This is a genomic window from Thiorhodococcus mannitoliphagus (genome assembly GCF_010915725.1).
Lineage (GTDB): Bacteria > Pseudomonadota > Gammaproteobacteria > Chromatiales > Chromatiaceae > Thiorhodococcus > Thiorhodococcus mannitoliphagus.
In genome coordinates this window covers 1-2,813 of the sequence record NZ_JAAIJR010000271.1, presented here as the reverse complement: position 1 = coordinate 2,813, position 2,813 = coordinate 1, and the positions used below count along the sequence as shown (strand labels likewise).

Here is a 2,813-nt window from a genome sequence, read left to right as displayed (position 1 = left end):
GTGGCTGGCAACGCCCAGATGACCATTTCACAGATGAGGTCACCCTGGCGGGCCTTGTAGCGGAAGAGCTGACGCGCCTTCATGGCACAACAGCTTGCCAGCTTTCGTTATGGCATTCCACACCATAATCTAAGTTGCTTCCTTGACCCACGAGTCAACACACGGCGACCGCCGAGCCTTCGAGTGAGTAAAAAGATCGAAGCCATCCTGTACAGTCCCGAGCACATGATGGAATGCGAGGAGCGTCCGGTGCGCGCCGGACTGCGGTCGCTAAGGCGGTCGGATGGACTGAGCCTTCCGGGTCGTCAGCGACCGCTGTCCTTCCCCGATCCGACGGAACTCGGCCAACGCCGGACAGTGGAGCTTTGTCCGTCGGAGTCCGCAGTCGAGGGGAAAGCTGACGCTCGCCCTTCTCGCGAGTTACGTATACTGCTACCGGAACTCGCCACACCGAGCTACTGCTAGGTTTCCTGCGCAATCCCAAGTTTGAGATGCATCCGGTCATCGACGTGATCCAGAAGTACATCATGCACCTGCGCAGCGCGATCGCGTGGCGGGAAGGGGCGACCCCGGACGATTTCCTGGGTTCTTACGACAAGCTGAGATCTGATGTATGTCCAATGACGCGATCCTGATCCTGGGTGAAACTGAATATCGATTTCCTGTCATCGAAGGGGCCGAGGGCGAGCGCGCCATCGACATTCAGAATCTGCGAGCGCGAACCGGGCATATCACGCTCGATCCGGGTTACGGCAATACCGGGAGCTGCGAGAGCGCCATCACCTTCATCGATGGCGAGCGGGGGATTCTCCGCTATCGCGGCATCCCCATCGAGCAGTTCGAGCAGGCGCCGAATTTCGTCGAGGTCGCCTGGCTGCTCATCTTTGGGCATCTGCCGAGCGCGGACGAGTACAAGGCCTTCGCGGACAACCTGACGGCCTGTGCCAACCTCGACGAGAGCATGAAGCACCACTTCGAGGGCTTCCCGCGCTCGGCGCCGCCCATGGCCATCCTCTCGGCCATGATCAACGCCTTGTCCTGCTTCCACCCGGAACTCTTCGAACTGGAGGACGCCGATCGCTTCCGGGTCGCGGCGGCCGGGCTCATCAGCAAGATTCGCACGATCGCGGCCTATGCCTATCGCCACTCGGTGGGCCAGCCCTACATCTACCCCAATCCGGCGTTGCGCTATGTGCCGAACTTTCTGCACATGATGTTCTCGCAGCCCTATGCGGAGCACCTGTGCGACCCGATCGTGCGCGATGCCATCAACCTGGTGCTGCTGCTGCACGCGGACCACGAGCAGAACTGCTCGACCTCGACGGTTCGGATGGTCGGATCGAGCCAGGCGAATCTCTTCGCCTCCTGCGCCGCGGGTGTCTGTGCCCTTTGGGGGCCGCTGCATGGCGGCGCCAATGCCGCGGTGCTGGACATGCTTGAGCAGATTCATCAGGGCCAGATCAGCCCGGAAGAGTACGTGCGGCTCGCGAAGGACAAGGACAGCAAGGTGCGGCTGATGGGCTTCGGGCATCGGGTCTACAAGAACTTCGACCCGCGCGCCAAGATGCTGGGCAAGGTGGCCGAGCGGCTCCTGCCCACGCTCGGGTACAAGGATCCGCTGCTCGACATCGCCCGCAAGCTCGAAGAGATCGCGCTGGAGGATCCTTACTTCGTCGAGCGCAAGCTCTACCCCAATGTCGATTTCTACAGCGGCATCATCATGCGCGCCATCGGCATCCCGACCAATATGTTCACGGTCATGTTCGCCATCGGCCGACTGCCTGGCTGGATCGCCCATTGGTGGGAGCAGGCCCAAACGCAGGGCAGCCGGATCGCGCGTCCGCGCCAGATCTACGTCGGGCCAGGCGTGACCGATCACGTTCCGAGGGACGCTCGATCCTGACGGCTATCTTCGGGTAGAGACGCCGGCTAACCGGCCGCTCTACCCGGAGTGAGTCAACGGCGAGCGTCTCGACCTCGAATCTTAAGACCGTGCGATGCTCGCGACTGAATTCGACGCCGATCAGGTGGATGGGCTGGCCGTCGGCAAGGTACTTGTCGGCGTAGCCGCGCGCTTGGATCTGCTGCAAGGCGCGTCCCTCTGGCGTTAGCTCAACGACCTTGAATTCGAAGAGATAGGTCTGGCCGTTGAACCGAACCGCCATGTCCAGCCGATCCGCTCTGGAACATCAGCACCTCGGCGGTGATGCGGTCGACATCGAAGGCTGAGCGCAGGGCGGCATCCTTTGCGAGCCGGTCGAGCCCTGGGAGCCAGGTTTGGCGCTTCTTGGCGGAGATTGGTCTCACGCTGGCCGTCGATGACTAAAGCGTGCTGCCATGTCGCTGATCATCTGGCTTGGCCCACTCGCGGCAACGCAAAGGTCGCGCATCACGGTGCTGAGTTCTCGTTGGTCTGAGGCATCGCCGCGCTAGACTCCGCCGAGCGTTGTCGCCGTCACGGCCGACTCATCCAGGTTGACGCCGATTTCGACGCGGTTGCGACCAAGCCTTTTCGCCTCATACAACGCGGCGTCGGCGCGCGCCAGCAGGCTATCCGGCGTATCGTCGGCGATGAAGTTAGCCAGCCCGAGGCTGATGGTCTGGTGCTGAACCCGGTCGAACTGAGACACCTCGATGCGCACGCGCAGACGTTCCGCCAACACCAACGCGGCACCGGCCTCGGTCTCCGGGCAGATGATCAGGAACTCCTCCCCACCCCACCGCCCCGGCAGATCGGTGTTGCGGCACTGTTCGCGGATCAATGCAGCGACCTGCTGCAAGACTTGGTCGCCGGCCTGGTGCCCATAGCTGTC

Annotated in this window: 3 protein-coding genes and 1 pseudogene; 1 reads left to right on the top strand and 3 read right to left on the bottom strand. The window is 62.4% G+C overall.

Annotated elements, in window-relative coordinates; translation table 11 throughout:
* Positions 1-613 precede the first annotated feature (613 nt).
* Complete coding sequence (locus G3480_RS25955) at positions 614-1,903, top strand: citrate synthase (protein WP_164657100.1); 1,290 nt, start codon at positions 614-616, stop codon at positions 1,901-1,903.
* Positions 1,904-1,964: 61 nt separating this feature from the next.
* On the opposite strand, the pseudogene G3480_RS25950 reads toward G3480_RS25955, so the two are convergent.
* The 3 genes and pseudogenes from G3480_RS25950 to G3480_RS25940 all read right to left on the bottom strand — a co-directional run.
* Positions 1,965-2,174 (bottom strand): annotated as a pseudogene (locus G3480_RS25950) (PD-(D/E)XK nuclease domain-containing protein); the annotation flags it as partial.
* A complete protein-coding gene (locus G3480_RS25945; protein ID WP_164657099.1) occupies positions 2,113-2,307 on the bottom strand; it encodes a hypothetical protein in 195 nt (64 codons plus the stop codon). The pseudogene G3480_RS25950 and the gene G3480_RS25945, both read right to left, overlap by 62 nt.
* A gap of 122 nt (positions 2,308-2,429) precedes the next feature.
* Positions 2,430-2,813 (bottom strand): GGDEF domain-containing protein (locus G3480_RS25940; RefSeq protein ID WP_164657098.1); only part of this gene is annotated, 384 nt, incomplete at its 5' end.

What these genes read in the sequence shown, in the direction of transcription:
- G3480_RS25955 (WP_164657100.1), top strand. Translation starts at nt 614, where the DNA reads ATGTCCAATGACGCGATCCTGATCCTGGGTGAAACTGAATATCGATTT.